At 67.8% G+C, this 26810-nt stretch carries 27 protein-coding genes; 21 read left to right on the top strand and 6 right to left on the bottom strand.

Features of this window, described 5'->3' with window-relative positions:
- Nucleotides 1–178: 178 nt before the first annotated feature.
- Together ACYBYQ_RS14810 and ACYBYQ_RS14805 are read left to right on the top strand one after the other, a co-directional pair.
- The gene (locus ACYBYQ_RS14810; RefSeq protein WP_459614997.1) at nt 179–1213 is read left to right on the top strand and encodes an endonuclease/exonuclease/phosphatase family protein; all 1035 of its coding nucleotides are present in this window, start codon (nt 179–181) and stop codon (nt 1211–1213) included.
- Nucleotides 1214–1345: 132 nt separating this feature from the next.
- Nucleotides 1346–1555 (top strand): dodecin, encoded by a 210-nt coding sequence (locus ACYBYQ_RS14805; RefSeq protein ID WP_459614996.1) that lies wholly within the window; start codon nt 1346–1348, stop codon nt 1553–1555.
- Nucleotides 1556–1982: 427 nt separating this feature from the next.
- On the opposite strand, the gene ACYBYQ_RS14800 is transcribed toward ACYBYQ_RS14805, so the two are convergent.
- Nucleotides 1983–2537, bottom strand: a complete 555-nt coding sequence (locus ACYBYQ_RS14800; protein ID WP_459614994.1) for an NADPH-dependent FMN reductase — start codon at nt 2535–2537, stop codon at nt 1983–1985.
- A gap of 274 nt (nt 2538–2811) precedes the next feature.
- Between ACYBYQ_RS14800 and ACYBYQ_RS14795 the strand changes: the two genes are divergently transcribed.
- The 6 genes from ACYBYQ_RS14795 to ACYBYQ_RS14770 all read left to right on the top strand — a co-directional run bounded on the left by ACYBYQ_RS14795 (nt 2812) and on the right by ACYBYQ_RS14770 (nt 9835).
- Complete coding sequence (locus ACYBYQ_RS14795; protein WP_459614993.1) at nt 2812–3387, top strand: antibiotic biosynthesis monooxygenase; 576 nt, start codon at nt 2812–2814, stop codon at nt 3385–3387.
- A gap of 454 nt (nt 3388–3841) precedes the next feature.
- On the top strand, nt 3842–5140 hold the full coding sequence (locus ACYBYQ_RS14790; RefSeq protein WP_459614992.1) for an imelysin family protein: 1299 nt from the start codon (nt 3842–3844) through the stop codon (nt 5138–5140).
- A gap of 155 nt (nt 5141–5295) precedes the next feature.
- A complete protein-coding gene (locus ACYBYQ_RS14785) occupies nt 5296–6642 on the top strand; it encodes a di-heme oxidoreductase family protein (protein ID WP_459618797.1) in 1347 nt (448 codons plus the stop codon).
- A 41-nt stretch (nt 6643–6683) separates the two neighbouring features.
- On the top strand, nt 6684–7757 hold the full coding sequence (locus ACYBYQ_RS14780) for an imelysin family protein (protein WP_459614991.1): 1074 nt from the start codon (nt 6684–6686) through the stop codon (nt 7755–7757).
- Entirely contained in the window at nt 7747–8871 is a 1125-nt protein-coding gene (locus ACYBYQ_RS14775) for a DUF1513 domain-containing protein (RefSeq protein ID WP_459614989.1), read from the top strand. Before ACYBYQ_RS14780 ends, ACYBYQ_RS14775 begins: the two co-directional genes overlap by 11 nt.
- A 118-nt stretch (nt 8872–8989) precedes the next feature.
- Nucleotides 8990–9835: a mechanosensitive ion channel family protein gene (locus ACYBYQ_RS14770; RefSeq protein WP_459614988.1), complete on the top strand. Its 846-nt coding sequence runs from the start codon at nt 8990–8992 to the stop codon at nt 9833–9835.
- Between the two features lie 19 nt (nt 9836–9854).
- On the opposite strand, the gene ACYBYQ_RS14765 is transcribed toward ACYBYQ_RS14770, so the two are convergent.
- Nucleotides 9855–10613 carry an IclR family transcriptional regulator gene (locus ACYBYQ_RS14765; RefSeq protein ID WP_459614987.1) on the bottom strand — a complete coding sequence of 253 codons (759 nt, stop codon included), beginning with the start codon at nt 10611–10613 and terminating at the stop codon, nt 9855–9857.
- Nucleotides 10614–10773: 160 nt separating this feature from the next.
- Here ACYBYQ_RS14765 and ACYBYQ_RS14760 point away from each other — a divergent pair, with 160 nt between their 5' ends.
- Complete coding sequence (locus ACYBYQ_RS14760; RefSeq protein ID WP_459614985.1) at nt 10774–11766, top strand: Bug family tripartite tricarboxylate transporter substrate binding protein; 993 nt, start codon at nt 10774–10776, stop codon at nt 11764–11766.
- 64 nt (nt 11767–11830) lie between these two features.
- Here the strand turns inward: ACYBYQ_RS14760 and ACYBYQ_RS14755 are convergent, their stop codons facing one another.
- The gene (locus ACYBYQ_RS14755) at nt 11831–12616 is read right to left on the bottom strand and encodes an RNA methyltransferase (protein WP_459614984.1); all 786 of its coding nucleotides are present in this window, start codon (nt 12614–12616) and stop codon (nt 11831–11833) included.
- A 143-nt stretch (nt 12617–12759) separates the two neighbouring features.
- On the opposite strand from ACYBYQ_RS14755, the gene ACYBYQ_RS14750 reads away from it, so the two are divergent.
- The 10 genes from ACYBYQ_RS14750 to ACYBYQ_RS14705 all read left to right on the top strand — a co-directional run bounded on the left by ACYBYQ_RS14750 (nt 12760) and on the right by ACYBYQ_RS14705 (nt 22230).
- Nucleotides 12760–13542 carry an inositol monophosphatase family protein gene (locus tag ACYBYQ_RS14750; RefSeq protein WP_459614982.1) on the top strand — a complete coding sequence of 261 codons (783 nt, stop codon included), beginning with the start codon at nt 12760–12762 and terminating at the stop codon, nt 13540–13542.
- Between the two features lie 163 nt (nt 13543–13705).
- Nucleotides 13706–15298 carry a TerC family protein gene (locus tag ACYBYQ_RS14745; protein WP_459614980.1) on the top strand — a complete coding sequence of 531 codons (1593 nt, stop codon included), beginning with the start codon at nt 13706–13708 and terminating at the stop codon, nt 15296–15298.
- Between the two features lie 18 nt (nt 15299–15316).
- A complete protein-coding gene (locus ACYBYQ_RS14740) occupies nt 15317–16183 on the top strand; it encodes an undecaprenyl-diphosphate phosphatase (RefSeq protein ID WP_459614978.1) in 867 nt (288 codons plus the stop codon).
- A gap of 138 nt (nt 16184–16321) precedes the next feature.
- Nucleotides 16322–17002 carry an RraA family protein gene (locus ACYBYQ_RS14735; protein WP_459614976.1) on the top strand — a complete coding sequence of 227 codons (681 nt, stop codon included), beginning with the start codon at nt 16322–16324 and terminating at the stop codon, nt 17000–17002.
- Nucleotides 16999–18201, top strand: a complete 1203-nt coding sequence (locus tag ACYBYQ_RS14730; protein ID WP_459614975.1) for an aminotransferase class I/II-fold pyridoxal phosphate-dependent enzyme — start codon at nt 16999–17001, stop codon at nt 18199–18201. Before ACYBYQ_RS14735 ends, ACYBYQ_RS14730 begins: the two co-directional genes overlap by 4 nt.
- 55 nt (nt 18202–18256) lie before the next feature.
- Nucleotides 18257–19063: an ABC transporter substrate-binding protein gene (locus ACYBYQ_RS14725; protein ID WP_459614974.1), complete on the top strand. Its 807-nt coding sequence runs from the start codon at nt 18257–18259 to the stop codon at nt 19061–19063.
- Between the two features lie 49 nt (nt 19064–19112).
- Entirely contained in the window at nt 19113–19802 is a 690-nt protein-coding gene (locus ACYBYQ_RS14720; RefSeq protein ID WP_459614972.1) for an amino acid ABC transporter permease, read from the top strand.
- Nucleotides 19795–20487, top strand: coding sequence for an amino acid ABC transporter permease (locus ACYBYQ_RS14715; protein WP_459614971.1), 693 nt, complete (start codon nt 19795–19797; stop codon nt 20485–20487). Before ACYBYQ_RS14720 ends, ACYBYQ_RS14715 begins: the two co-directional genes overlap by 8 nt.
- 19 nt (nt 20488–20506) lie before the next feature.
- Nucleotides 20507–21244 carry an amino acid ABC transporter ATP-binding protein gene (locus ACYBYQ_RS14710; RefSeq protein ID WP_459614969.1) on the top strand — a complete coding sequence of 246 codons (738 nt, stop codon included), beginning with the start codon at nt 20507–20509 and terminating at the stop codon, nt 21242–21244.
- Between the two features lie 62 nt (nt 21245–21306).
- Nucleotides 21307–22230: a LysR family transcriptional regulator gene (locus ACYBYQ_RS14705; RefSeq protein ID WP_459614967.1), complete on the top strand. Its 924-nt coding sequence runs from the start codon at nt 21307–21309 to the stop codon at nt 22228–22230.
- 50 nt (nt 22231–22280) lie between these two features.
- On the opposite strand, the gene ACYBYQ_RS14700 is transcribed toward ACYBYQ_RS14705, so the two are convergent.
- The 3 genes from ACYBYQ_RS14700 to ACYBYQ_RS14690 all read right to left on the bottom strand — a co-directional run bounded on the left by ACYBYQ_RS14700 (nt 22281) and on the right by ACYBYQ_RS14690 (nt 24371).
- Nucleotides 22281–23054 carry a UDP-2,3-diacylglucosamine diphosphatase gene (locus tag ACYBYQ_RS14700; RefSeq protein ID WP_459614966.1) on the bottom strand — a complete coding sequence of 258 codons (774 nt, stop codon included), beginning with the start codon at nt 23052–23054 and terminating at the stop codon, nt 22281–22283.
- Nucleotides 23047–23556, bottom strand: a complete 510-nt coding sequence (locus ACYBYQ_RS14695) for a peptidylprolyl isomerase (RefSeq protein WP_459618796.1) — start codon at nt 23554–23556, stop codon at nt 23047–23049. Before ACYBYQ_RS14695 ends, ACYBYQ_RS14700 begins: the two co-directional genes overlap by 8 nt.
- Before the next feature lie 131 nt (nt 23557–23687).
- Complete coding sequence (locus ACYBYQ_RS14690) at nt 23688–24371, bottom strand: tetratricopeptide repeat protein (RefSeq protein WP_459614964.1); 684 nt, start codon at nt 24369–24371, stop codon at nt 23688–23690.
- 305 nt (nt 24372–24676) lie between these two features.
- On the opposite strand from ACYBYQ_RS14690, the gene cysS reads away from it, so the two are divergent.
- Nucleotides 24677–26134: a cysteine--tRNA ligase gene (gene cysS, locus ACYBYQ_RS14685; RefSeq protein WP_459614962.1), complete on the top strand. Its 1458-nt coding sequence runs from the start codon at nt 24677–24679 to the stop codon at nt 26132–26134.
- Entirely contained in the window at nt 26131–26793 is a 663-nt protein-coding gene (locus ACYBYQ_RS14680; protein ID WP_459614961.1) for a DNA-3-methyladenine glycosylase family protein, read from the top strand. Before cysS ends, ACYBYQ_RS14680 begins: the two co-directional genes overlap by 4 nt.
- The last annotated feature ends 17 nt before the right edge of the window (nt 26794–26810 follow it).

Below are 26810 nucleotides of genomic sequence, written 5' to 3'. Positions count from 1 at the left end.
CCGGCGGCGGCCGGCGCGATGCAAGGGCTCGATGAGCCTACCATCGTTTGCGGGAGGAAGGCCGGGGCCGAAAAAGTCTGTAGCGTCTGGGTTCGACTTGAAGCGACATGGCCGCGTGCGGTACGCCTGGCGGTCATGGAAGGCGGCTAGCGTCGGCATATTTGCGGGAGAGGCGCCCATGAAGCTTTCCACCTTCAGCATCGCGACATTCAACCTGTACAACCTCAACGAGCCGGGCCGGGCCATGTACCGGGACCAGGCCGGCTGGAGCGAGCAGGAATACGAGATCAAGATCGACTGGATAGCGGGACAGCTGGGGCTGCTCGCGCCCGACGTATGCGGATTCCAGGAACTCTGGCACGCCGATTCCCTGGCCAGGGCTCTGGATGCCAGCGGACTGGCGGACCGGTACGACATGCTCGTGCCGCCGGAAGCCGACGGGTCCCGCATCGTGTGCGGGGCCGTGGTCCGCAAGGGCTTGCTGGAAGGCAGGGCCACGTGGCTGGCCGATTTCCCCGATGCGTTCATCCTGCACTCGCAGGGTGACGATCCCCAGACGCCGGAGATCGAGGTGAACATCCGCGGCTTCTCGCGCCCGGTGCTGCACTTCAAGATCCGGCCGCGCGAGGATCATCCCGCGGTGCACGTCTACGTATGCCACCTGAAGTCGAAGGCGCCGACGCAGGTCTACGACGAGGACTGGTACAAGCGCCGCAAGTCCACCTACAGCCGGCATGCCGCCGCGCTGGGCTCGGCGCTGTCCACGATACGCCGCACGGCCGAGGCGGCGGCGCTGCGGTTCCTCCTCAATGAAAGAATGAAGGGCAACGACACGCCGGTGATCGTGCTGGGCGACATCAACGACGGCCTGCACAGCAACACGGCGAACGTGCTCACCGGCCAGCCCCGCTATCTGGTGGGCGGGGCGCAGGGCGGCGGCGATACCGCGCTCTATACGGCGCAGACGCTGCAGGAATACCGCGACACGCGCGATGTCTACTACACCTACATCCACCAGGACATACGCGAATCGCTGGACCACATCCTGGTGAGCCAGGAGTTCTACGACCACAGCCGCAAGCGCCTGTGGATGTTCGACGGTCTGCTCATCAACAACGACCACCTCAACTTCGAGGACCACAAGGGCCAGGGCACCAGCGACCACGGCATCGTGCGGGCGTCGTTCCGGTACAGGCCGGCATCGCGCGACTGAACGCCGCCGGCGCAGGCCCGCCGGCGGTGCGCCTGGTAACACCCCGTGGTGTGCTGCAACCCGTGGCATCGTCCATCCGTGCTGAAATGGTCGTGCAGGATTCCGCACGAACCATCGCAGAGGAGGTGTGCCATGTCTGATCATGTGTACAAGCAGATCGAGCTGGTGGGCTCGTCCACCGTGTCGTCGGACGACGCCATTGCCCGGGCCATTGCGCGGGCGTCGGAGACCTTGCGCAACCTGGACTGGTTCGAGGTCACCGAAGTGCGCGGCCATATCCAGGACGGCAAGGTGGCGCACTGGCAGGTCGGGCTCAAGCTCGGCATGCGGCTCGAGCAGTGAGCCCCCAGGCAGTGAGCGCCCAAGATTTGACCGCAGCATGCAAGTGATTGTCGGCCAAGCTTTTTTTCCGTTTGTCCGGCAGCTGTGCAGAGCCTTGTCCACAGCCGCGGGGGATAAGGTGGCGGAGAGCGCGCTGCCCGGCCGCGCCGTGCCGTGGGCCGGGCTAGACCGCACGGGCATGCGCCTTTTCTGCCCGCCCCCGCCAAGCGCTTGAGGCGCAAGGCTTTTTTATACATGCCCGCAGGCTGTCCTCAAGCTTATCCACATCGGACGGGGACAACCTCGGACGATCCGCGCCGGGGCTGCGCGTTTCCTGAGCACAGGTCGCAAGTGCCCGTGTGGTAAGGGAAATTCCCGGCTGCCCTCAGGCTGTCCTCAGCGTTTTCCACATGCGCCGGGGATAAGCCGGGCAGCCGGCACCTGCGCGTCAGGCGCCCAGCTTGCGCACCCACTCTGCGTAGCGGTCCATCCAGCCCTGGAGGAACTTGCGGGTGTCCTCGCTGGTGATGGCGTACTGGTCGTCGATGAGGCCGTCGCGCATCTGCAGGAACACCTCGGGCGTGGTGAGGATGTTGGCGCCTTCGGCAGCCAGGATGTTGCGCAGGTGCTGCTGGGCCATCGCCGTGCCGGCAGCGCTGGGCGATGTGCCCACGATGCCGCCGGCCTTGCCCATCCATACGTTGGTGCCCCAGGGGCGGGTGCCCCAGTCGATGGCGTTCTTCAGCGCCGCCGGCACGGAGCGGTTGTGCTCGGGCGTGACGAACAGCAGGCCCTGGGATTCCCCGACCAGCTGCTTGAGCCGGGCGGCGGCGGGCGGCATGTCGTTCTCGAGGTCCTGGTTGAACAGCGGGACGTCGCCCAGATTGGCGTATTCGAACCGGAAATCGGCGGGCGCGAGCTTTTCCATGGCGCGGGCCAGGCGCAGGTTGATCGAGGCGGCGCGCAGGCTGCCCACGAACACGGCGATTTTGCAGGAACTCATGGCACATGCTCCATCGTGACGGGAGACCCAGTGTAGACCTCGTCTTCTACCGCCTCAATCGTCCGCGGCGCGCACCGTTACGGTGCCTGGTCTAAGGGTAATCACCAAGTTGGGGTTTTGTGCGGTGCAGAAAATTGCGGCGCTGCAGGCGATTGCGCCCTCGCGACGGGGAGATGTTGCGCTGCAAGGTTGGCATGCGGCTTGCTAGGGTAAGTACTGAGCCGCCATCGCGGCGAGTTTCAGGCCAGGTCCACTGCTGCACAGGAGTCCCATCATGTCCGCCGACACCCCCGTTCCCGCACCCGTCACCATGCTGGTCACGCGCCACATCGCGCCCGAGCGCTATGGCGACTTCCTGGCCTGGATGCGACAGGGCGAGATCCTCGCGGCGGGTTTCCCGGGGTTCCTGGGTTCGGGCGTGCTGCAGCCCCCCGACGGCGGCGACCAATACCAGATCGTGCTGCGCTTTACCGACGAGGCGTCGCTGGCGCGCTGGGAAAATTCGCTGCCGCGCCGCATGTGGCTGGAGCGCGGTGCATCGCTGGTGCGCGCCAGCCACGAGCGCCGGGTGCAGGGGCTGGACAGCTGGTTCGGGTCTGCGCAAAGCGCCCCGCCTCGCTGGAAGCAGGCGGTGAGCATCTGGCTGGCCTACTTTCCCATGCTGCTGCTCTTCAGCAGCCTGCTGAACGAACAGCTCAGCGCGATGCCGTTGTTCTGGCGCGTGCTGGTCACCACGGCCTGCATGACCCCGGTGCTGTCGTTCGTGTGCATTCCCGTCATCACCCGCCTGCTGCGCCGCTGGCTGCATCCGGCGTCATCGCGCACGGGCCTGCGCACTGCGCGCGGCTAGGTCTGTTGACAGGCCCTGGCGTTTCCACCCGGGCGCGCGGCTGACCCGCAGCCCCCATGCCGGGAGGCATGGGGGCTGCCGCGGTTGCGCCGAGGCGCTCAGCTTGGTGGCCGGCTTCGCGGACTGGCTGCCGAAGCGCCAGGGCGGCCGACCTTTTTTCCCCTTGGGCTGCGGAATTCGCGGTGGTCCGCGATTCATCAAGCAAAACCCGTGCCATATTCCATTTCCCCGGGGCACCCTCCGGCAAGCAGGGCCCACGCCGGCCCAGCATGGCTGATCGCTGCCCTCCGGCAGGGCGACTTGCACCGGAGTGGTGCACTCACTCTCCGCCGCGGTGCCCGCCTGCCTGCCTGACGGTTATCTGAATAACAAACGAAAATTGTTTACACTTGCATCCTCATGGTTCATGCACCAGGGCTGCCGCGGGGGCAGCTCCGATATAGGGAGAGAGTCGATGCGTAAATTGCTGCAGGGCGCCGTGCTTTTCACCGCGTTGGGCGGAGTCGCGGCCAATGCCGCCGTGGAGCCCGCCGCCGTGGCGCGCACTTATTCCGACGTCGCGCAGGCCGGCTACGAAGATGCCCTGCAATCGGCGCGCCTGCTGCAGAAATCGGTCGAGGCCCTCGTCGCCCAGCCCGGCCCCGACACGCTGAAGGCCGCCCGCGAGGCCTGGCTGGCCGCCCGCGTGCCCTACCAGCAGACGGAGGCCTTCCGCTTCGGCAATCCCATCGTCGACGACTGGGAGGGCCGCGTGAACGCCTGGCCGCTGGACGAAGGCCTGATCGACTACGTCGACGCCTCGTACGGCACCGAAAACGACGAGAACGCCTACTATGCCGTCAACCTGATCGCCAATTCCAGGATCTCGGTGGGCGGCAAGACCATCGATGCGTCGCGCATCACGCCCGAACTGCTGTCCGAGGTGCTGCACGAGGCCGACGGCAACGAGGCCAATGTCGCCACCGGCTACCACGCCATCGAATTCATGCTGTGGGGCCAGGACCTGAACGGCACCGGCCCGGCGCCCGAGGGGCGTACCGGCACGCCCCAGGAACGCCATTCGGGCAATCGCCCGCATACCGACTTCGATCCGGCCCATTGCACCGGCGGCAATTGCGAGCGCCGCGTGGCCTTCCTCAAGGCCGTGACCGACCTGCTGGTGGCCGATCTCGAGGAGATGTCGGGCAACTGGCAGCCCAAGGGCGCCGCGCGCCAGGCCATCGAGCAGGATCCCAAGGCGGGCCTGGCCGCCATGCTCACCGGCCTGGGCAGCCTCTCCTATGGCGAGCTGGCCGGCGAGCGCATGAAGCTCGGCCTGATGCTGAACGATCCCGAGGAAGAGCACGATTGCTTCTCCGACAACACGCACAATTCGCACCTCTACAACCAGATGGGCATACGCAATGTCTACCTGGGCGAGTACACCCGCGTGGACGGCAGCAAGGTTGCCGGCGCCAGCCTGTCCGACCTCGTCAAGGCCAGGGATCCGGCGCTCGATGCCGAGATGCGCGCCAAGCTCGACGCCACCCTGAAGGCCATGCAGGCCATGAAGCAGCGGGCCGAAACCGTCGAAACCTACGACCAGATGATCGCCAGCGGCAACGCCGAGGGCAATGCCGTGGTGCAGGCGGCCATCGACGCGCTGGTCGACCAGACCCGCAGCCTGGAGCGCGTGATCACCGCGCTCGACCTGGGCGACATCCAGCTCGAAGGCTCCGACAGCCTGGACAATCCCGAATCCGTGTTCCAGTGAAGCAAGTCGTCTTGACCCTGGCGCTGGCGGCGCTGGCGCAATGTGCCGCCGCCGCCGGGCCCCAGCGCAGCGACCTGTCGCCCGAGGACCTGGCGCGGGTACGGGAGGTCACGAAGCCGGCCGGGGCCTTTTCGGCCGCCGAGCCCTTCGAGACCATGCAGGCGGGGGCGGCCACGGTCAAGAAGCTGATCAACGCCGACATCTTTTCGCATCCCTCGGCCAACCTCACGTTCGAGGGACGCCAGCGTTTCCTGGTGGGCAACGGCCTGTTCCGCAAGGACTGGGTGTCGGCGCCTTCGTCCACCCAGGCGTCCGACGGATTGGGGCCGCTCTTCAACGCGCGTTCCTGCCAGGCCTGCCACGTGAAGGACGGGCGCGGCACGGTGCCGGGCTTCGATCCCATGGAACGCACCGATGCCGTGGCCCTGTTGCTGCGTCTGTCGGTGCCGCCCCGCAACGAGGCGGAGCGCGCCAGGCTCGACTCGCGCGAGCTGCCGCTGCTCCCCGACCCGGTATATGGCTCCCAGCTGCAGAACTTCGCGGTACCCGGCCTGCCGGCGGAAGGCCGCATGGAGATCGAGTACGAGCCCGTGACGGTGGCGCTCAATGGCGGTGAGACGGCCACCCTGATGCGCCCCACCTATCGCGTGGCGGACCTGGGCTACGGCCCCATGCGCGAGGACGTGCAGATTTCCCCGCGCCTGGCGCAGCCGATGATAGGCCTGGGCCTGCTGGAGGCCATCCATGAGGCCGACATCCTGGCGCATGCGGTGGACAAGGCCGACGGGATCAGCGGCAAGCCCAACTGGGTGCGCGATCCGGTCACCGGCAAGACGGTGCTGGGGCGCTTCAACTGGAAGGCCAGCCAGCCCTCGGTGGTGCACCAGAGTTCCGTGGCGTTTTCCAACGACATGGGGCTGTCCACGCCGATGTTTCCCGGCCACCACGGCGAGTGCACGCCGGCGCAGCGGGGCTGCTTCGACATGCCGCACGGCGCGCAGCCGCACCTGGGAGAGCACGAAGTCCCGGCCGAGCTGATGGATTTCGTGGGCGACTATTCCACCAACCTGGCGGTGCCGCAGCGGCGCGATGCCGACGATGCGCGCGTGCTGGCCGGCAAGAAGCTGTTCTACGAGGCCAATTGCGTGGCCTGCCACGTGCCCAAGTACGTGACCCGGCGCGACGCGGCCCGGCCGGAGCACCGCTTCCAGCTGATCTGGCCCTACACCGACCTGCTGGTGCACGATATGGGAGACGGCCTGGCCGATGGCGTGGCCGAAGGCGATGCCAGCGGCCGCGAATGGCGTACCCCGCCGTTGTGGGGCATAGGCCTGACGAAAACCGTCAATCCCAATGCCACGTACCTGCACGACGGCCGCGCACGCACGCTGCTGGAGGCCATTCTGTGGCACGGCGGCGAGGCGCAGGCCGCGCGCGACCGGGTCGTGGCCATGACCCCTGAAGAGCGGGCCGACCTGGTCCGCTTCCTCGAATCGTTGTAGCCGGCGCCGCTGCGCGGCAGCCGTTCCAGGAGTTTCTCTCGATGCGCACCTTGAGCAAGTGGTTCTCATTGGTCTTGCTGGCCGCGGCGGGCTGGTCCGCCCATGCCGCGCTGCCGCCCGACCTGGGCCAGCGCCTGGCCGAGCAGTACGCCAGGCCGGCCTTCGGCAGGCTGCTCGACACGGCCGGCAGGCTCGAGTCGGCCGTGGCGCGCTGGTGCGAGCGGGACGCGCCCGATGGCGCCCTGCAGGTGCGCAAAGCCTACGGCCAGCTGGCGCAGGCCTGGGCCGGCGTGGAGTTCCTGCGCTTCGGCCCGCTGGTATCCGGCAATCGCTACGAGCGGCTGGCGTTCTGGCCCGATCCGCGCGGCGTGGTGCTGCGCCAGGTGCAGGCTGCGCTGGCCCAGCGCGATCCGGAGCTGCTGGCCGAGGGCGCGCTGGCCGCGCGCAGCGTGGCGCTGCAGGGCCTGCCCGCGCTGGAGTTCGTTCTGTATCGCGACGACGGCGTGCTGGCCCGGCCGGCCGGCGCGGGGTTCGTCTACGAGTGCGGCTACGCCCGCGCGGTGGCCGCCAACGTGCGCGCGGTGGCCGGGGAGCTGGTGCAGGCCTGGAGCGCCCAGGGCGATTTCGGGCGGCAGTTTGCCCAGCCGCGCGAGGCCAACGACCTGTATCGCAACAGCCAGGAAGTGGCCGCCGAAGCGATGAAGGCTCTGTCCACGGGCCTGCAGTTCGCCCGCGACGTGAAGCTGCTGCCGGTGCTGGGCGCGTCGGCCCAGGACGCAAAGCCGCGGCGGGCCGCATTCTGGCGCAGCGGCCAGACGCTGCCCACGCTGGAGGCGGGCCTGCAGGGCATGGCCGCGTTCCAGCAGATCGCCGCCACGGCCCTGCCCGAGGATGGGCGCTGGGCCGGCGAGTCGGTGTCGGGCGAACTCGCGCGTGCGCGCCAGGCCGTTGCGGCGGCGTCCGGAACCATCGAGACCGCGGCGGTCGAGCCGGCGCCGCGCGGCCAGCTCGAGCTGCTTGCCCTCATCCTCAAGAACGCCAAGGACATCGTCGACCAGGATCTCGCGCCCGCGCTGGGCGTCACCATAGGATTCAATGCGCTCGATGGAGATTGATCGCCGCCGTTTCCTCGCCCTGGCGGCCGCGCTCGGCCTGGCGCCGGGGGCGGCGATGGCCATGGCCGCCGATGCGCCGCGCTATCTCACGGCGCGCCGCCGCGGCCGGACCTACGAGGCCGTGGTGCTCGACGAGCGCGGGCGCGACCTGCTGGTCGTGCCCATGCCCGACCGGGGCCACAGTTTTGCGCTGGACCCGGAACGCGGCCGGGCCGTGGCGTTCGGGCGCCAGCCGGGCTTCTTCGCCGTGGCCTTCGACCTGCAGGGCCGGCGTGCGCCCGAGCCGCTGGCCGTCGCGCCGGGCCGCCATTTCTTCGGACACGGCGTGTTCCTGCCGGACGGCAGGCGCCTGATCGCCACCGAGAACGACTACGAAGGCGGCCGCGGCGTGCTCGGCGTCTATGACGCCTCTCCGGGCGGCGGCTACCGACGGCTGGGCGAGTACGACTGCGCCGGCATCGGGCCGCACGAGGTGGTGCTGATGCCCGACGGCCGCACCCTGTGCGTAGCCAATGGCGGCATACTCACGCACCCCGACTACGGCAAGCTCGAGCTCAACCTGGACTCGATGCAACCCTCGCTGGCCTACATCGATGCGCATGACGGCCGGCTCCTGGATCGCGTGTCGCTCGACCCCGCCCTGCACCAGCTCTCCATCCGCCACCTGGCCGTGGCGGGCGACGGCGCGGTCTGGTTCGGCTGCCAGCACATGGGGCCGGCGTCCGAGCGCCCGCCGCTGGTGGGCCGGCACCGCCGCGGCAGGCCCATGGAGATGTACACAGGGCCGGCCGAAGTGCTGCGCGGCTTCGGCAATTACGTGGGCTCCGTGGCGGCCGACCGCAGCGGCGGCGTGATCGCCACCTCCAGCCCCGTGGGCGGCCAGGTGGCGTACTGGGATGCCGGCAGCGGCGCCTGCCTGGGCCGCACGCCGCTGCCCGACGGCTGCGGCGTGGCGGCGCGGTCGTCGCAGCCGGGCTTCCTGGCCAGCAGCGGCACGGGCGCCATGATCGCGGCCGCGCCCGGCCAGGCGCCGCACCCGCTGCTCGCCGCCGATCCGGGCCTGGCCTGGGACAATCATTTCCGCCTGGTTGCGGCGCCGGCCGGCAAGGCCTGATGCGCGCGTCCGTCGGCCTCCGGCGCGGGGCGTTGCCTTACGGCGGGCAACGCGCATCTGCTAGAGTCGCGGCGACGGCCACGCATCCTGCGCGGCGGCATTTCTACGAGGAGATTCCATGGACGCAGCCTGGAACGGCGTGGCGGAGCTGATGCCGCGCTTTTTCGACATGGGGGTGAACCTGCTGGTTGCCCTGCTGATCCTGGTCATAGGCTGGTGGGTATCGGCGCTGCTGGGCCGCTGGGTGCGGCGGGCGGCCCAGCGATCGTCCCGCGTGGATCCGACCATCGTGCCGATGTTCCAGACCACCGTGGTCTGGGCGGTGCGCGTGTTCACCGTGATCGCGGTGCTGGCCCGCTTCGGCGTCCAGACCGCGAGCCTGATCGCGGTGCTGGGCGCGGCCGGCCTGGCCGTGGGCCTGGCGCTGCAGGGCACGCTGCAGAACATCGCCGCCGGCATCATGCTGATCATCCTGCGTCCGCTGCGCGCCGGCGAATACGTGGCGCTGAGCTCGGGATCCGAGGGCACGGTGGACGAGGTCGGCCTGTTCCTGACCCGGCTGGTGAAGTTCGACGGCATCGTGCAGACGCTGCCCAACAGCACCGTCTGGAACGCGACCATCATCAACTACAGCCGCAACCGGACGCGGCGCCTGGACCTGCCGGTCACCGTGCACTATGGCGACGACCTGGATACGGCGCTGGCGGCCTTGCGCAAGCTGGTTGCCGAGCATCCGAAGGTGGAGGCCAGCCCCAAGCCCGAGGTGATGGCCATGGAATACAAGGACAACGGCACCGTGGTCAATGTGCGCGTGTGGGCGCAGTCGGCCGACTACTGGGACCTGCGCTGGGACCTGATGCAGCGCATCCGCAAGACGCTGGACGAGGCGGGCTTCAAGGCGCCCGTGCAGGTGCGCGAGGTGCAGAACGTGACCGTGGCGCCGAAGTCGGCCAACGTCGGCTGATGCGTTGCCGTGCCGCGCTTCAGCGCGGCGCCAGTCCGGCCAGCTCCGCCTTGATCCAGCCGGCGATCTCGCGCTGGCGCTGCGCCGGCATGCGGTCGATGATGGCCGTGACGCTGACCGCCAGCACGGGCGCCCCTGCGGCGTCGAGCAGGGCGCAGCCCACGCCCAGGGCGCCGCGCACGGCGTGGTTGCCCACCACCGAATAGCCCCGCGCCCGCGTGTTGTCGATCAGCCGCAGCATTTCGTGCGGCGTCATCCCCCCGAATTCGTCGAGGCGCGCCGCATTGCGCTCCACGATGCCGTGCGCCTCTTCGTCGGGCAGGGCGGCCAGCAGCGCCATGCCGCCCGAGCCCACGCCCAGGGGCTGCCGCTTGCCGGCATAGGTGGCGAGGATCTGCACGGGGTAGCCGCCGATCTCCCGGTGCAGGCTGACGGATTCGTCGCCATCGCGCACCACGAGGAAGACCGCGTCGCCGGTGCGTTCCGCCAGGCGCCGCAGCATCGGCAGCATCTGCCGCACGCGCGGATCCGGCGGGGTCAGGTCGGCTTCGGCCGACAGCTGGGCGCGGTAGCGCTTCGAGCCTTCCACCGGCGATACCAGGCCCGCGTCGAGCAGGGCCGCAAGCAGCCGGTAGATCGTGGGCCGCTGGATGCCCGTGGTGCGGGCGATGTCGGTGACGCTCAGCCCGGCGGGGCCGCAGTCGCGCAGGGTGGCAAGCACCGTGAGCCCGCGCCTCAGCGTACGCGGCCCGGCGGCCGCGCGGTCGTTTTCTGGCATGAAGGAAGGCCTCGGGTGCGGTAAGGGAGTGGAAGGGAAGCAACCTTGAAGTGTCCATGCTGCGGACTCCTGATTTACAGGTTGGATACAACTCGTCCACAATCACGGAAAACCATTTTTAGACGTCCATTCTACGGACATTTCCTACGGAGACAATCCCATGACACTGGGTCACCAGCCTCGTCTCGGTCGCGTCGTCGCCGGCCTGATCGCCGGCCTCTGCACCACCTTCGCCTTCCTGGCCCCCGCCAGCGCCGCCTACCCCGACAAACCGGTGCGCATCGTCGTCGGCTTCTCCGCCGGCGGCACCACCGACGTGATCGCGCGCATCATGGCCAAGGAGCTCACCCAGGAGCTGGGCCAGTCGTTCGTGGTCGAGAACCGCCCGGGCGCCGGCAGCAACATCGCCACCGACCTGGTCGCGCGCGCCGAACCCGACGGCTACACGATGCTGTTCGTCGCGGTCACCAGCGCGATCAACCAGACGCTGTACAAGAACATCAACTTCGACCTGGTCAAGGATTTCGCGCCCGTGGCGCTGGGTGCCAAGGTGCCCAACATCCTGGTGCTCAATCCCCAGGTGCCGGCCAAGTCGGTGCAGGAACTGGTGGCGTACGCCAAGTCCAATCCGGGCAAGCTGGCGTTCGCCTCGTCGGGCAGCGGCACGTCCATCCACATGGCGGGCGAGCTGTTCAAGATGCGCACCGGCATCGACGTGCTGCACGTGCCGTACAAGGGCAGCGCCCCGGCCATCACCGACCTGATCGGCGGCCAGGTGCAGTTCATGTTCGACAACATGCCGTCGGCCTGGCCCCATGCGCAGAGCGGCAAGCTGCGTGCCCTGGCGGTCACCACGTCGCAGCGCTCGCCCAGCGCGCCCGACCTGCCCACCATGCAGGAACTGGGCTACGACAAGTTCGACGTGTCTTCGTGGTTCGGCATGCTTGCGCCGGCCGGCACGCCGCCGGAAGTGATCCAGAAGCTCAATGCCGCCATGAACAAGGCGCTGGACCAGCCCGAGGTCAAGACAGCCTACGAGAAGCTGGGCGCCGTGGGGCAGAAGACCACGCCCGCCGAATTCGGCGCCTTCATCAAGTCGGAAGTCGAGACCTGGGCTCCCGTGGTCAAGGCCTCGGGCGCAACGGTCGACTGACGGTCGTGCGATGGCGCCTTGCGGCAGCCCCCGGGGCGCCGCAAGGCGGCTCGCCGCCGGAAGCTCACTCGCCTGTGCGGCGGCGCGCCGTGGCCAGCATGGCGGTGCACACGCCGCGCAGCATGTCGACCTCGTCGCGCGTCAGGGCCTGGCGATTGAACAGATGCCGCATGCGCGGCATCAGTTTCTTGGGATGGGCCGGATCCAGGAATTTCACCGCCACCAGGGCCTCTTCCCAGTGCGCCAGCAGTGCCTGCACGGCCTGTGCGGGCGCCGGTTCCGCGCCCGGATCCGCGGAGCCGGGCAGGGTGGGCGGCAGCAGGGGCGTGGCGCTGGCGCGCAGCAGCGCGTAGCGCAGCTCCCAGGCCGCCAGCTGCAGCGCCTGGGCCACGTTCAGCGAGCTGTATTCCGGGTTGGCCGGAATATGGCAGATGCGATGGCACAGCGAGATGTGCGCGTTCGTGAGGCCGGCGCGTTCGGTGCCCAGCACGACCGCCACGCAGCCATGGCCGGCGGCGTCGAGATGGCCCGCGGCGAGTTCGGCGGCCTCGCGGATGTCGCAGGGCGGGGGGCCGAGATCGCGCACGCGTGCCGTGAGCGCGAAGGCCAGGGTGACGGGCGCCAGCGCCTCTTCCAGCGTGGCGCATACCTGGGCGCGCTCCAGCACGTCGACGGCGCCGCTTGCCAGCGCCACGGCCTCCGGCTGGGCCGTCATGTCGGGCTGGCGGGGCTCCACCAGCACCAGTTCGGCGAAACCCATGGTCTTGATCGCCCGCGCCGCCGAACCCACGTTTCCGGGGTGGCTGGGCTGGACCATGATGAAGCGCACGCGTGAAAATGCCTGAGTCATTTAAAATGCCATGTTTGGCTTAGTGCTTTCCTGGTTGCCGCCCGTCTGTGCGAGGCACTTTCGCGAGCGCGGCGGTGTCTGACACCGGCGGGTTCCGGCAGGTTCTCCAGGCCACGGCCCCTTACTGCTCCGTACGGAATTCTATGCATCCGATGCTCAATACCGCCATCAAGGCGGCCCGGCGTGCCGGCACCATCATCAACCGCGCCAGTCTCGACCTCGAACGCCTCAATGTGGCGCGCAAGGGGCCGCGAGATTATGTCACGGAAGTCGACCGCGCCTCCGAGGAGGCCATCGTCGAGGCGCTGCGCACGGCCTATCCCGACCACGCCGTGCTGGGCGAGGAGCTCGGCCTGCAGGGCCCGGACCAGGCCGAGTTCCAGTGGATCGTCGACCCGCTCGACGGCACCACCAACTTCATACATGGCCTGCCCACCTATGCGGTGTCCATCGCGCTGCTGCATCGCGGCCAGGTCACGCAGGCCGTGGTGTACGACCCGGCCCGCAACGAGCTCTTCACCGCCAGCCGCGGCAGCGGCACCTTCCTGAACGACCGCCGGGTGCGCGTGTCGGGCCGGTCGCGCTATCACGAGGCGCTGCTGGGCGCGCACTGGCCCGGCTCGGCCGAGCCGCAGGCGGGCGCCCCGCGTTTCCGTGCCATGGCCGAGGGCAGCGCCGGGCTGCGCCGCCAGGGCTCCACGGTGCTGGACCTGGCCTATGTGGCTGCGGGCCGCCTCGACGGATTCTGCGGCGTGGGGCTCAAGGCCTGGGACGTGGCCGCGGGCAGCCTGCTGGTCCTGGAGGCAGGCGGCCTGGTGGCCGATTTCGAGGGCGAGCAGGGCTGGATGCAATCGGGCAACGTGCTGGCCGCCAGCCCCAAGGTGTTCACCCAGATGCTGGGCAGCCTGCAGGCCAGGCCGGCCTGACGGCGCCCCGCCCGTCGGTTTCCCGAGCCGGTCCGCGTGGCCGGCTTTTGCACGCATGGGGCCGGATTTTGCCGCGATTGCGCGGGATTTCACGGGGTTCTGCGGCCGGGCTGCAATGTAATTTCCTGTACGATTGTCGGTTCCACAACTACCGGAGCTCCTGATGGAGTGGATGCTTGACCCCGCTGCGTGGGTCGGCCTGCTTACGCTTGTCGTGCTCGAGATCGTCCTGGGCATCGACAACCTCATCTTCATTGCGATTCTTGCAGACAAGCTGCCCCCCGCGCAGCGCGATCGCGCGCGCATCGTGGGCCTGAGCCTGGCCCTGGTGATGCGGCTGGGCCTGCTGTCCGTCATGTCGTGGCTCGTGACGCTCACCGAGCCCCTGTTCTCGATAGGCCCGGCCTCGTTCTCCGGGCGCGACCTGATCCTCATGCTGGGCGGACTGTTCCTGCTGTTCAAGGGCACGATGGAGCTGCACGAGCGCCTCGAGGGCGGGCAGCAGGTCGGCACCAGCGGTTCGCGGGTCTATGCCAGCTTCTGGGTGATCGTCACGCAGATCGTCGTGCTGGACGCCGTGTTCTCGCTCGATTCGGTCATCACGGCCGTGGGCATGGTGGATCACCTGGCCATCATGATGATCGCAGTGGTCATCGCCATCGGTATCATGCTGCTGGCCTCCAAGCCCCTCACGCGCTTCGTCAATGCCCATCCCACGGTGGTGGTGCTGTGCCTGGGCTTCCTGCTCATGATCGGCTTCTCGCTGCTGGCCGAGGCCTTCGGCTTCAAGGTGCCCAAGGGCTACCTGTACGCGGCCATCGGCTTCTCCGTGGCCATCGAGGCCCTGAACCAGGTGGCGCGGCGCAACCTGCTCAAGCTGGATGCCCGCCGCCCCATGCGCGAACGCACGGCCACCGCCGTGCTGCGCATGCTGGGCAAGCGCCCGCCGGCCGGCGACGAACCCGACCTGCCGGCCGCCGAGGAGCCGGCGGTGCAGGCGTTCGGGGTGGAAGAGCGCAACATGGTGAGCGGCGTGCTGACGCTGGCCGAGCGCAACATCCGCTCGATCATGACGCCGCGCACCGATGTGTCGTGGGTCAATATCGACGACGACGCCGACACCATCCGCGAGCAGCTCATCTCGGCCCCGCACAGTTTCTTTCCGGTCTGCAGCGGCTCGCTCGACGAGATCGTGGGCATAGGCCGCGCCAAGGACCTCATCTCCGACCTCATCACCGAGGGCCGCATCCGCCGCAGCAGGCTGCGCGATCCCATCATCGTGCACGAGTCCATCGGCATCCTGCGCCTGATGGACACGCTCAAGCGTTCGCGCGGCCAGCTGGTGCTGGTGGCCGACGAATTCGGCGCCATCGAGGGCCTGGTCACGCCGATCGACGTGTTCGAAGCCATCGCGGGCGAATTCCCCGACGAGGACGAGCTGCCCGACATCGTGCCCGAGCGCGAGGGCGTATGGCGCATCGACGGCGCCGCCGACCTCCACCACGTGGAGCAGGTGCTGGAGATCGAAGGCCTGATCGACGAATCCCAGGACTACTCCACGCTGGCCGGCTACCTCCTGGCGCGCTTCGGCCACCTGCCCAAGCCCGGCGATGCCTGCGAGTTCGAGGCGCCCCATGCGCGCTTCCGCTTCGAGGTCCTCGAGCTGGACGGCCGGCGCATCGCCTCGGTCCGGGTGGAGCAGCGCCCCTTCGAAGAGCCGGACGAGAATGCCGGCGCCGGCACCGATGCCGAATAACCCCCTGCCAGCCTCAACGTGACAGACAGCACCGTATACCTCATCAAGGCCTTTTTTCTCGGCATCCTCGAAGGGCTTACCGAGTTCATCCCGGTTTCCAGCACGGGCCACCTCATCCTGGTGGGCGACTGGATCAGCTTCGAATCCGGCACCGGCAAGGTGTTCGAGGTGGTGATCCAGCTGGGATCCATCCTGGCGGTCATGTGGATCTTCCGCGCCCGGCTCTGGCAACTGATCCACGGCACGCTCACCGGCGTGCGCCAGGAGGTGATGTTCACCCGCAACCTGCTGCTGGCCTTCCTGCCGGCGGCCGTGATCGGGGCGATCTTCATCTCCGCCATCAAGCAGCTTTTCTACCATCCCGGCGTGGTGGCCACGACGCTGGTGCTGGGAGGGCTGATCATGCTGTGGGTGGAGCGGCGCACGCATCTCACGCCCGGCGATGCGCCCGGCGCGGCCGATGATTCGGCGTCCGAGCAGCGCGCCACGGCGCACACACTGGAGCAGATCAGCTGGAAGCAGGCGCTGGGCGTGGGCGTGGCCCAGTGCGTGGCCATGATCCCCGGCACTTCGCGCTCGGGGGCCACCATCATCGGCGGCATGATCGCCGGCATCCAGCGCAAGACCGCCACGGAATTCTCGTTCTTCCTGGCCATGCCCACCATGCTGGGCGCGGCGGTCTACGACATGTACCGCAACATCGACCTGCTCACCCGGCAAGATCTTTCCGGGATCGCCGTGGGCTTCGTGGCCGCGTTCCTGAGCGCGCTGGTGGTGGTGCGCGCCGTGCTGCGCTTCGTCGCCAACCACACGTACCGCGTATTTGCTTGGTACCGGATCGCGCTGGGCATCCTGGTGGCCGTCTGGCTGTATGCCAGGGCCTGATACGAATCAGGGTTTACCCTAGGCGTATTGATGCACGAATTTTTTTCCTGAACGAGTCCGAATTTATATCGTTTTGAGGATCGGGGGCTCTGGCCTTGTAATGCACGCCTGTTCCATGCACGGCGTGTGTCCATTCCCATGAGTTCCATCGGTTTTCGTATTCTTCCCTTGCCTCAGCCTGCCGTGGCGGCTGAGATCGTCGCCGGATTCGCCGAGATCGGCACGGCCCAGATCAGCGACTGCATGGGCCGCCTCTATGGCGCCAGCGGATTGCGCGCCCTGCATGCGGGCGCGGCCCGCATCGCCGGTCGCGCGGTCACCGTCAAGACGCGCCCTGGCGACAATCTCATGATCCACAAGGCGATTTCGCTGGCGGGGCCGGGCGACATCATTGTCGTCGACGGCGCCGGCGACACGACCAATGCCCTGGTCGGCGAGCTGATGGCCATGGATGCCGAGTCGCGCGGCGTGCTGGCCTTCGTGATCGACGGCGCCGTGCGCGACGTGGATGTCTTCCAGCAAGGCAATTTCGGTTGCTTTGCCCGCGGCGTGGCGCACAAAGGGCCCTACAAGGACGGTCCGGGCGAGATCAATGTGCCGGTGAGCATCGGTGGCCAGGTGGTCTGCGCCGGCGACGTCATCGTCGGCGATGCCGATGGCGTGGTGGCCGTGCCGGCAGCCGACGCCGCCGCTATCCTGGCCGCGGCGCGAGGCAAGGAGGCCGCGGAGCAGTCGACCAAGGAACAACTGCGCGCCGGTACCTATGCCAAGCCATGGGTCGACCGGACGATCGCCGAGAAGACCGGGGGCGCGCAATGAGCATCGTCGCCGACAAGATCAAGCGCATCAAGCTTTCGCCCAGCGTCGCCACCAGGGCCATCGTCGCACAGCTGCGCGAAGAAGGCCGCCGCATCATCGACCTGACGGTCGGAGAACCCGACTTTGCCACGCCGGCGCATATCTGCGAGGCTGCCGCAGCCGCGATGCAGCGCGGCGAGACCAAGTATCCCCCCGCGCAGGGAACGCAGGCGCTGCGCCGCGCGGCCCGCTCCCGGCTGCGCGAGGAAACCGGCGTCGATTATCCCGAATCGCGCATCATCGTGGGCACCGGTGCCAAGCAGGTGCTCTACAACGGCCTGGCGGCCACCCTGAACGAGGGCGACGAGGTCATCATTCCCGCCCCGTACTGGGTTTCCTATCCCGACATGGTGCTGGTCAACGGTGGCGTGCCGGTGGCCGTGGCGGCCACGCCTGCCACGCAGTACAAGCTCACGCCCGAGGCGCTCGAGGCGGCCATCACGCCGCGCAGCAAATGGCTCCTGATGAACGCGCCAAGCAATCCCACGGGCGCAATCTACACTGCGGATGAATGGCGCAGCCTGATCGCGGTGCTGCAACGCCATCCTCATGTCTGGCTGATGACCGACGATATCTACGCGCGGCTGAACTTCACCGATGCGCCGACAGTGCATCCGTTGCAGATCGCTCCCGAACTGGCCGCGCGCACCCTCGTGGTCAATGGTGTGTCCAAGGCCTATGCCATGACCGGCTGGCGCATCGGCTACGGCGCGGGCCCGGACGAATTGATCAAGGCTATGGCGATCCTGCAATCGCAGAGCACGTCGGGCGCGAGCTCGATCAGCCAGGCTGCTGCCGCCGCGGCCCTGGCGGGGCCGCAGGATTGCGTGGAAGAGTTCGCCAGGACCTACAAGGCGCGCCGCGATGCCGCGGTGGCCGCTCTGCAGGACGCGCCCGGCCTGTCGGTGGTGGTGCCCGAAGGGGCCTTCTACGTGTTTCCGGATTGTTCGGGGCTGCTGGGCAAGCGCACACCACAGGGCACGGTGGTGGAGACCGATACGGACTTCGTGCATTACCTCCTGCGCGAAGCCGGGGTCGCCGTCATCGACGGCACGCCCTATGGCGTGCCGGGCACCTTCCGTCTTTCCTTTGCGGCTGCGCTGGACGACATCCGGCAAGGCTGTGCGGCCATCCGCGCGGCGTGCGAACGCCTGGCCTGAGCGCGAGCAACGCAGGCGGGCGCCGCCCGCCGCTTCTACAACCTACAGGGGATTCATGATGAAACTGCTGGCCATTCTCACTCTCGGACTGCTGGGTACCGTGGCGCATGCCGACCAGCTCGACGACATCAAGGCGCGCGGCGAGCTCGTCTGCGGCACCCTGGGCACGTCCCAGCCATTCAGCTTCCAGGATGCTGCCACGCGCACGGTGGTGGGCTATGACGTAGACATGTGCAAGCTGGTCGCCGACAAGCTGGGTGTGAAGGTCAATTACAAGCTGCTGTCGGTGGCTGCGCGGGTGCCCGAGCTGAACGAGGGCCGGGTCGACATTCTGGCGGCCAACCTCGGCTACTCACCGGAGCGCGCGCAGCAGATCGCCTTCAGCCACGCCTACTACGTCAGTCCGCAGAAGCTCCTGGTACGCAAGGATTCGGGCCTGACCACCATCGAATCGGTAAATGGACGCCGCGTGGCCGCGACCAAGGGCTCCAGCTCCGAGCGCGAGATCAAGCGCATCCTCGACAAGTCCAGGGTGCTCGGTTTTGCCGACAGCTCGGCCGCGTACCTGGCCCTGCAGCAGAAGAAAGTCGATGCGCAATTTGCTTCCGAACTGGTCCTGGTGCGCCTGCAGCTGCAAAGCCCGCCCACGGCGCCGGTGAGCATCATCGGAAAGTCGGTCTTCGACGAGTCGTGGGGGCTGGGCATGCGCAAGTCCGAGCCCCGTTTCATCGAGGCGGTGAACCGGATCCTGGACGAGGCGGAGACCTCGGGCGAAGCCGTTGCCTTGTTCGAGAAGTGGTTCGGCGCCGATACGCCCTACAAGCTGCAGCGCTCGTTCAAGATCGCGCCCATCGCCGGCTGAGGCGGGATCCCGGCGCCGCGGCCAGCGGCGCCGATATCGGAGTTTTCGCGTGTTTCTGCTAGAAGCAAACTATCTTTTGCAGCTTGCCGACGGCATGCTGACCACGGTGCAGCTGTTCCTGGTTTCCTGGGTGATGGCCTTCAGCCTGGCCGTGCTGCTGGTGGTCATCCGCAGTACCAATGTGGCGCCGTGCCGCTGGTTCGTCGATGCCTATGTCGAGTACCACCGCAATGTGCCCTTGCTGGTGCAGGTGCTGTTCTGGTACTTCGGCATGCCCGAGCTGCTGCCCGAAGGCGTGCGCGGCTGGCTGTATGAACACGACGCCGAGATGTCCCTGGCCGCGATCGCGCTCGCACTGGGGTCGGCTGCCTACATCGCCGAGGACATACGCAGCGGCCTGCGAGCCATTCCGGCCACGCAGTTCGAAGCGGCCCGCGCCCTCGGCTCCTCCTACCTGCAGTGCATGCGCCATGTGATCGTGCCGCAGGCCCTGCGCATTTCCATTCCGCCGCTGGTCGGCCGGGCCCTGCTGCTGTTCAAGAACACCAGCGTGGCCATGGCGATCGGCGTGGTGGAGCTGACCTACCAGGCCCGCGAGATCGAGAACGAAACCTACCGCACCTTCGCGACTTTCGGGGCCGCCACCATCATGTACCTGTTGGGGTCGTTTCTGCTGATGTTCATCGGATCGCGCGTCTATGCCCGCTACAACCTGGGCAAGGGAGGCCGCGGTGCTTGATATCCTCAATGAATACTGGCCAATGTTGCTGGTTGGACAGTATCCCAACGGCCCCCTTGGCGGGCTGGCCCTTACGCTGCTGCTGGCCCTGCTCGGCCTGGCGCTGTCGCTGCCGCTGGCGCTCATGATCGCCATCGCGCGCGTCAGTCCCTATCGCTGGGTCGCGCAGGCAAGCCGCCTGCTGGTCAACACCGTGCGCGGCATGCCGCTGCTGATGCTCATCTTCTGGGCCTATTTCGCCGTGCCGAAGCTCACGGGCGAGGCCATCAGCGGATTCTGGACCCTGGTCTGCGCGTTGGTCATATACGAGAGCGCGTATCTTTCCGAGGTGATCCGCTCCGGCATCGAGGCCATTCCGAAAGGCCAGATCGAAGCCTCGCGCTCGCTGGGCGTGGGCTACTGGACCACCATGCGCAAGGTGGTGCTGCCCCAGGCCCTGTTCAATGTGCTGCCGAGCATGACCAGCCAGTTCGTATCGACGATCAAGGAAACGTCGCTGGGCTATGTGATCAGCGTCAACGAACTGACTTTCGCCGCAAACCAGGTCAACAACCTGGTGCTGACGCAGCCGTTGCAGGTCTTCGGCATCCTGGCCATCATCTATTTCCTGGTCTGCTTCAGCCTGAGCCGCAGCGTGGCCTGGCTGGAGAGCTGGGTACGTCGCAGCCGCAGCATGGCCGCCTGACGTAACGAGGAGTCCCATCATGATCAAACTGGAAGGCGTCAACAAGTGGTATGGCGCACATCATGTGCTGAAGAATATCGATCTGGAGGTCGCTCGCGGCGAAGTGCTGGTGGTCTGCGGCCCGTCGGGGTCGGGCAAGTCCACGCTGATCCGGACGATCAACCGGTTGGAGCCGATCGGCAAGGGCACGATCCGCGTCGACGGCCAGGATATATACGCCAGAAACGTCAACATCAATCATCTGCGGCGCGGCATCGGATTCGTGTTCCAGCAGTTCAATCTGTTTCCCCACATGAGCGTGCTGGACAACGTGACCTACGCGCCGGTGCAGATCCTCAAGGCGCCACGGCGCGAGGCCGAGAAAACGGCGCGCGAGCTGCTCGAACGCGTCGGCATGGCGCACAAGGCGGAGGCCTATCCCGGCGCGCTGTCGGGCGGGCAACAGCAGCGTGTGGCAATTGCGCGGGCCTTGGCGCTCAAGCCTCCGGTCATGCTGTTCGACGAGCCCACCAGTGCGCTGGACCCTGAAATGGTCGGCGAGGTGCTCCAGGTGATGAAGTCGCTGGCCCGTGACGGCATGACCATGGTCTGCGTCACGCACGAAATGGGCTTCGCGCGCGAGGTGAGCGACCGCATCATCTTCATGGACGCCGGCGAGGTCCTCGAGATCGCTTCGCCGGAACGCTTCTTCACGGCTCCGCAGCATCCCCGCGCCCAGCGCTTCCTGGCGGACATCATCGCGCATCACGGCGCATGAGCCCCGCCCACATGGCCGGGGCCAGTGGTATGGTAGGGCTTTCCGAAAGGTCCCATTCGGCCATGTATACCCTGAAGCAACTCGAGGCGTTCTACTGGAGCGCAGTCTTGGGCAGCTTCAGCGCATCGTCGCGCAAACTGCATGCCACGCAGTCTGCCGTGGCCAAGCGGGTAGGCGAGCTGGAGGCTTTCTCCGGGACGCCGCTGTTCGAACGGCGCGCCAAGTCGCTGGTGCTGACCCAGCATGGTCGCAAGCTGTTCGAGCGTGCGCGCGAAATGCTCGAGCTCAACAGCCGCATGGTGCTCGAGATGGCCGATCCCGGGCGCTTCGAGGGCAGCGTGCGGCTGGGCGTGACCGAGCTGGTGGCGCTGACTTCGTTGGCGGGCATGATCGGCCATCTGAACCAGCGCTATCCCAAGGTGCAGCTGCTTCCGGAGATCGACGGCGGCATTACCCTGTACCAACGCCTGGAGCGCGACGAGCTGGACCTGGCCATCATGCCGGGGCCCTTCTGGAGCTACGAATACGACTGCGTGCCGTTGGGGGCGGTGGTCAACGTCTGGATGGCAAGCCCCCGCCTGGACCTGCCGGCGGGCCAGCCGCTCTCCGCACATGACCTCGCGCCTTTCCCGGTCATCAGCCAGCCCTCGAACTCCGCGCTTTCGCATCTGTACGACGCCTGGTTCGCCGAACAGGGCCTGTCGGTCAAGCGGGTGCTCACCTGCAACAGCCTGGCGATGATGGCGCAGCTGGCCATGCTCGGCCTGGGCATCAGCTATCTGCCTGGGGCATATTTCGCGCCGCTGGTGGCGCGAGGCGCCCTGCGACAGCTGGAGGTGCAGCCCGACCTGCCGACGATCAATTACTATGCGGTCTACAAGAAAAGCGTGATCAATCCGGTGCTCAGCACGGTGATCGATATCGCGCGCGAAACCTGCAATTTCGAAGTGGCCGGGGCGTTCCTGCCGCACGTACCGCCGCGCTGAATGGGAAACGGCCGCGTATGCGGCCGTCCCCGGTGCTGCCATTGCCTGCCTTACTCGGCGGCGTCCAGGTCATAGAACTGCAGCCCGTCGCGGTCGATGGCCAGCCAGCCGCCGCGCGGGGGCCGGGCGTGGTCGCATTCCCAGTCGGGCAGGACCCAGCGCTCGCATTTGCGGCCATCGATCGCGAGCACGTGGCGTCCGGGGCGATGGGTATGGCCGTGCACCATGAGCGACACGCCGCTGTCGCGGAAGGCTGCCGCGATGGCATCGGCATTGACGTCCATGATCTCCATGGATTTGTCCTGGTTGGCTGCCTGGCTCTCGCCGCGTGCCTGCTGCGCCATCTGCAGACGCTCGGGAATGCTGCGGGCCAGGAACTCCGCCTGCCAGCGCGGATCGCGCACCATGGCGCGGAACTGCTGGTAGGCCGTGTCGTCGGTGCAGTATTCGTCGCCGTGGGACAGCAGCACCGTGCCGGCGTCGGTTTCCAGCAGGACGGGTTCCGGCAGCAGCCGTGCCCCCACTGCCTGTGCCAGCTCCTCGCCCATCAGGAAATCGCGGTTCCCGCGCCCCAGGTACACGGGTATGCGGGAGGCGGCCTGCCTGAGCGCGGCGAGCGCCCGGGCCAGCCACGGCGGCGCGGCGCGGATCACGTCGTCGCCGATCCAGGCGTCGAAGATGTCGCCCGGCAGCAGCAGGGCCGCAGCCTCGTCGGCCGCCGCTTGCAGGAAGGCCTCGAAGGCCTCCTGGGTGGCCGGCACGGCCGGCCCCAGGTGCATGTCGGAGGCCAGCCACAGCGGCCCCGGCAGGACAAGCTTATTCAAGGACTTCGGCCTTCTCGATGACCACGTCCTCGGCGGGGACGTTCTGGTGGAAGCCGCTGTTGCCGGTCTTCACGGCCTTGATCTTGTCGACCGTGTCGGTGCCGCCGGTGACCTTGCCGAACACGGCGTAGCCCCAGCCGTTGGGCGTGGGCGCGGTGAAGTTCAGGAAGTCGTTGTCGGCCACGTTGATGAAGAACTGCGCGGTGGCGGAATGGGGATCGCTGGTGCGCGCCATGGCGAGCGTGTACTTGTCGTTCTTCAGGCCGTTGTTGGCTTCGTTCTCGATGGGAGCCTGGGTGGGCTTCTGCTTCATGCCCGGTTCGAAGCCGCCGCCCTGGATCATGAAGCCGTCGATCACGCGATGGAAGACGGTGCCGTCATAGAAGCCGGACTTCACGTAGCCGAGGAAGTTCTCGACGGTCTTGGGGGCCTTCTCGGCATCCAGGGTGATGACGATTTCGCCGTAGTTGGTCTGCAGCTTGACGCGGGGTTCGGTGCTCATGTGGGAGGTGCCTTCTGTGGTGGAGGTGGAGGAGGGTGCGGACCGGGCGCCGGCGGAAACCGGCAGCACGGCGGCCAGCGCAAGCGTGCACGCCATCAGGCGCAGCATCTGTGCGGGGGAGCGGAACAGACTCATCGTGGCGATTTTTCCTTCAACAGGTTCTCGATTTCTTCGGCCTTCGCTCCCGTGCCGGGCACGCCGTGGTCGCTGGCCTGGCGGTACGTGCGCAGGGCCATCAGGAGTTGCAGGTCTCCGAGGTTGGCCCGCGCGTCGGCGTAGTCGGGATTGGCCTGCAGCGCCATGCGCAGGGCCTCGTGGGCGAGGTCCAGTTCGCCGCGCGCGGCATGCAGGGCGGCCAGATTGTTCCACGGCTCGGGGAGTTCTGGAAAGCGCGTGGTCATTTCGGTGTAGAGGGCGATGGCTTCCTCGGTGCGGCCCAGTGCGGCCAGCGCGCGCGCATGCTGGAACATCAGCTGGACGTCGGTGCCGGGCTGGCCCTGCCGTTCGGCCAGCCGCTGTTCGATCATGGCCAGTGCGCCCTCGGCGTCGCCGCGGTTGAGCCGGGCCTCGATATGGTCGGTGATCTGGGACGGGGTCGGGTCCAGCCGCGTGTCCACGCCGGGCTTGAGCGCTTCGAGCAGGTTCGCCAGCCCCTTCCAGCCGCGTTCGGGCGGGATGGGGTCGAGCTTGGTGGTATTGGCGTGCGGGTTGGGCGAGGACGATTCCGCGCCCACGGATTGGGCCGGCGCGGTGGCCGGCGTGGCGGCCAGGGCCAGGAGCAGCAGGGCGGCGCGGAAAGTCGGCAGGTTGGTCACGAAGGCATCCGTAGGAAGAAAGTCGGCCTCCGGGGAACGCTGCGCGTAGCGGGCCGCTTGCTATACTTGTCGATCGCCATTTTAGCCCCGGTTGCGTTTCAGGCTCGATCAGTCGGGATGCAGGGCGCCTGCCGCAGGCGTTCCGAGTCCCGCGTCCCTGAATCCCGCCGGGGTTTTGCCTGGAGATTCGCCAGGGCAGGCCCTGGGCGACACCGGTGGCCCGCCCTGAGCCATGCCCGCGCCGGCCGGGCATCGCCGCGATCCGGGCAAACAGCCCTGCAACGAGCTTTCCGACGAGCTGCTTCATGCTGCACATCTACAACACGTTATCGCGTACCAAGGAACCCTTCAAGCCGGCCGAAGCCGGGCGGGTGCGCATGTACGTGTGCGGCATGACGGTCTACGACTACTGCCATCTCGGCCACGCCCGCATGCTGGTGGCCTTCGACGTGGTGCAGCGCTGGCTGCGCGCCAGCGGGCTGCAGGTCGAGTACGTGCGCAACATCACCGACATCGACGACAAGATCATCCGCCGCGCGGTGGAGTCCGGCCGGCGCATCGGCGAGGTCACGTCCTACTACATCGACGCCATGCATGCCGACGAGCGCGCGCTGGGCGTGCAGCCGCCCGACCACGAGCCGCGCGCCACCCAGTACGTGGGCGAGATGGTCGACATCATCGGCCAGCTCGAGCGCAAGGGCCTGGCCTACCGCGCCGACGACGGCGACGTGAACTACGCCGTGCGGGGCTTTCCCGGCTACGGCAAGCTGTCGGGCAAGTCGCTGGACGACCTGCGGGCCGGCGAGCGCGTGGCGGTGGGATCGGCCAAGCGCGATCCGCTGGACTTCGTGCTGTGGAAATCGGCCAAGCCCGAAGAGCCCGAAGACACGAAGTGGGAGTCGCCCTATGGCCTGGGCCGGCCGGGCTGGCACATCGAGTGCTCGGCCATGAGCCGCGCGCTGCTGGGCCTGCCGCTGGACATCCACGGCGGCGGCCCCGACCTGAAATTCCCGCACCACGAGAACGAGATCGCCCAGAGCGAGGGCGCCTACGGCGGCAGCCTGGCCAACGTCTGGATGCACTGCGGCCCGCTGATGGTGGACGCCGACAAGATGTCGAAGTCGCTGGGCAACTTCCGCACCATACGCCAGACGATTGCCCAGGGCAGCCCGGCGGACGCGCAGGCTGCGTACCAGGCGAATCCGCGCGAGGCCGAGATGCTGCGGTTCTTCATCGTGCGCAATCACTATCGCAGCCCCCAGAACTACACGCCAGACAATCTGCTCGATGCGCAGAACGCGCTCGACCGCCTGTACCAGGCGCTGCAGAACACGGCCGCCGATGCGCAGGGTATCGAGTGGTCGGAGCCCCAGGCGCAGGCGTTCAAGGCTGCCATGGACGACGACTTCAACAGCTCCGGCGCCGTGGCGGCGCTGTTCGAGCTGGCCACCGAAGCCAACCGCAGCGGCAGCGCGCGCGCCGCGGGCCAGCTGAAGGCGCTGGGCGGGTTGCTGGGCCTGCTGCAGCAGGATCCGGTGGCCTATTTCCAGTCGCCCACCCGCTATTCCGGCGCGGCCCGGCAGGACGGCGCGCCCGCGCACGTCCTGGACGCGGCTGCCATCGAGGCGCGCATCGCCGCGCGCGCGGCAGCCAAGCAGGCGCGCGACTATGCCGAGGCGGATCGCATCCGTGGCGAACTGCGCGAGGCCGGCATCGAGCTCGACGACAAGCCGGGCGGCGTGACCCAATGGCGCCGCGCATGACCCCGCCCGCCGTGGCGCCGGACGCCGATCTCGTCGTGGCCAAGCCTGAATACTGGGACGAAGCCGTCGGCCAGCTGATGCGCCGCGACCGTATCCTGAAGAAGCTGATTCCGCTGCACAAGGAGGTATGGCTCACGTCGCGCGGGACGCCCTTCGTGACCCTGGCGCGGGCCATCGTCGGCCAGCAGATCTCCACCAAGGCCGCCGAGGCGGTGTGGGGCAAGTTCCTGGGCGCGGTGGGCAAGCGGCCCACCCCGGCCACCGTGCTCAAGGTGGGCGTCGACGGCCTCAGGCAGGCCGGCCTGTCGCAACGCAAGGCCGAATACGTGCAGGACCTCGCCGTCCATTTCGGCCAGCGCAAGGTGCGCCCCGAGAAGTGGGCCGCCATGGACGACGAGAGCGTCATCTCCGAGCTGGTGGCGATCCGCGGCATCGGCCGCTGGACAGCCGAGATGTTTTTGATTTTCAATCTGCAGCGGCCGGACGTCCTGCCGCTGGACGACCTCGGGTTGCTCAAGGCCATCTCGCTACACTATTTCAGCGGCGAGCCGGTCTCGCGCTTCGAGGCCCGCGAGGTCTCGCTGGCCTGGCAACCCTGGCGTACCGTGGCAACCTGGTACCTGTGGCGCAGCCTGGAACCGACCCCGGTCCAGTACTGACCCCCGCCATTGCCGGT

Source organism: Bordetella sp. 2513F2 (assembly GCF_054642735.1).
Note: the sequence above shows the minus strand (reverse complement) of the source record. Positions and strands in the feature narration are given on the sequence as shown.

Coding starts and splice junctions, on each gene's coding strand:
- ACYBYQ_RS14680 (WP_459614961.1), top strand. CDS start 26,131: ATGACCCCGCCCGCCGTGGCGCCGGACGCCGATCTCGTCGTGGCCAAG.
- ACYBYQ_RS14750 (WP_459614982.1), top strand. CDS start 12,760: ATGCATCCGATGCTCAATACCGCCATCAAGGCGGCCCGGCGTGCCGGC.
- ACYBYQ_RS14775 (WP_459614989.1), top strand. CDS start 7,747: ATGGAGATTGATCGCCGCCGTTTCCTCGCCCTGGCGGCCGCGCTCGGC.
- ACYBYQ_RS14785 (WP_459618797.1), top strand. CDS start 5,296: ATGCAGGCGGGGGCGGCCACGGTCAAGAAGCTGATCAACGCCGACATC.
- ACYBYQ_RS14705 (WP_459614967.1), top strand. CDS start 21,307: ATGTATACCCTGAAGCAACTCGAGGCGTTCTACTGGAGCGCAGTCTTG.
- ACYBYQ_RS14765 (WP_459614987.1), bottom strand. CDS start 10,613: ATGCCAGAAAACGACCGCGCGGCCGCCGGGCCGCGTACGCTGAGGCGC.
- cysS (WP_459614962.1), top strand. CDS start 24,677: ATGCTGCACATCTACAACACGTTATCGCGTACCAAGGAACCCTTCAAG.
- ACYBYQ_RS14710 (WP_459614969.1), top strand. CDS start 20,507: ATGATCAAACTGGAAGGCGTCAACAAGTGGTATGGCGCACATCATGTG.
- ACYBYQ_RS14755 (WP_459614984.1), bottom strand. CDS start 12,616: ATGACTCAGGCATTTTCACGCGTGCGCTTCATCATGGTCCAGCCCAGC.
- ACYBYQ_RS14800 (WP_459614994.1), bottom strand. CDS start 2,537: ATGAGTTCCTGCAAAATCGCCGTGTTCGTGGGCAGCCTGCGCGCCGCC.
- ACYBYQ_RS14770 (WP_459614988.1), top strand. CDS start 8,990: ATGGACGCAGCCTGGAACGGCGTGGCGGAGCTGATGCCGCGCTTTTTC.
- ACYBYQ_RS14735 (WP_459614976.1), top strand. CDS start 16,322: ATGAGTTCCATCGGTTTTCGTATTCTTCCCTTGCCTCAGCCTGCCGTG.
- ACYBYQ_RS14745 (WP_459614980.1), top strand. CDS start 13,706: ATGGAGTGGATGCTTGACCCCGCTGCGTGGGTCGGCCTGCTTACGCTT.
- ACYBYQ_RS14695 (WP_459618796.1), bottom strand. CDS start 23,556: ATGAGCACCGAACCCCGCGTCAAGCTGCAGACCAACTACGGCGAAATC.
- ACYBYQ_RS14810 (WP_459614997.1), top strand. CDS start 179: ATGAAGCTTTCCACCTTCAGCATCGCGACATTCAACCTGTACAACCTC.
- ACYBYQ_RS14790 (WP_459614992.1), top strand. CDS start 3,842: ATGCGTAAATTGCTGCAGGGCGCCGTGCTTTTCACCGCGTTGGGCGGA.
- ACYBYQ_RS14730 (WP_459614975.1), top strand. CDS start 16,999: ATGAGCATCGTCGCCGACAAGATCAAGCGCATCAAGCTTTCGCCCAGC.
- ACYBYQ_RS14795 (WP_459614993.1), top strand. CDS start 2,812: ATGTCCGCCGACACCCCCGTTCCCGCACCCGTCACCATGCTGGTCACG.
- ACYBYQ_RS14805 (WP_459614996.1), top strand. CDS start 1,346: ATGTCTGATCATGTGTACAAGCAGATCGAGCTGGTGGGCTCGTCCACC.
- ACYBYQ_RS14725 (WP_459614974.1), top strand. CDS start 18,257: ATGATGAAACTGCTGGCCATTCTCACTCTCGGACTGCTGGGTACCGTG.
- ACYBYQ_RS14760 (WP_459614985.1), top strand. CDS start 10,774: ATGACACTGGGTCACCAGCCTCGTCTCGGTCGCGTCGTCGCCGGCCTG.
- ACYBYQ_RS14780 (WP_459614991.1), top strand. CDS start 6,684: ATGCGCACCTTGAGCAAGTGGTTCTCATTGGTCTTGCTGGCCGCGGCG.